General features: G+C 56.1%; 1 protein-coding gene. It reads left to right on the forward strand.

The annotated features are described in order from the left end of the window. The coding region (amrB, locus tag ACYVTD_RS14930; RefSeq protein ID WP_461248503.1) for an AmmeMemoRadiSam system protein B at window positions 1–564 on the forward strand (564 nt) is incomplete at its 5' end. Window positions 565–729: the final 165 nt, after the last annotated feature.

Consider the following 729-nt stretch of genomic DNA (forward strand, 5'->3'; position numbering starts at 1 on the left):
CCTTTTGGCCCTATGCCCATTGATTCCGAACTACGTTCCGCCCTGCAGGAAGAACTTGCCGGCGAAGAGGACTGCTACCGCGACAACACCGTCGAGGTGCTTTTACCCATGGTTCGCTTCTTTTTCCCCAAGGCTCAGCTTGTGTGGACGCGCCTGCCCGCCGAAACCTCGTCATTCGCCGCAGGAATCGCAATCGCTAAGGCGGCGGCTAAATTGAAGCGCAAGGTAAACGTCCTCGCCTCCACCGATTTAACCCATTACGGCGTCAATTACGGCTTTTCGCCTCGCGGTTCGGGGAGCGCCGCCCTGCGCTGGGTGCGCGAGGTAAGCGACGCCAACTTTATCAAGGCGGTCGAGTCGGGAAACAGCGGCGAGGTTCTTCTTCGCGCCGCAGGGGATTTTTCCGCCTGTTCCGCAGGCGCGGTTTTAGGCGCGATGGGTTTCGCCAAAGAGGCGGGCCTTGGCGGCGCGAAGCTTTTGGAGTACGCGACCAGCGCGGACATGGAAGAAGGCGTAGTACCCGACTCGTTTGTGGGATACGCGGCTTTTGCGTTTGGGGAGTAAGTTCACAGCACTTTCTCAATCTGCCCGATACAATACCGCTTCGTCTCTTCTATTAATTCCGCTGTAGACAAATTAGCTCCCATATTGCGGTGCTTAATCGCTGCGGCGGTTGGTAATAATGTGGTAAAAATCTGTCTTTCTTTTTCATTAAACCCGTCTGCAGGC

It is taken from the genome of Treponema sp. R6D11, from assembly GCF_054786075.1.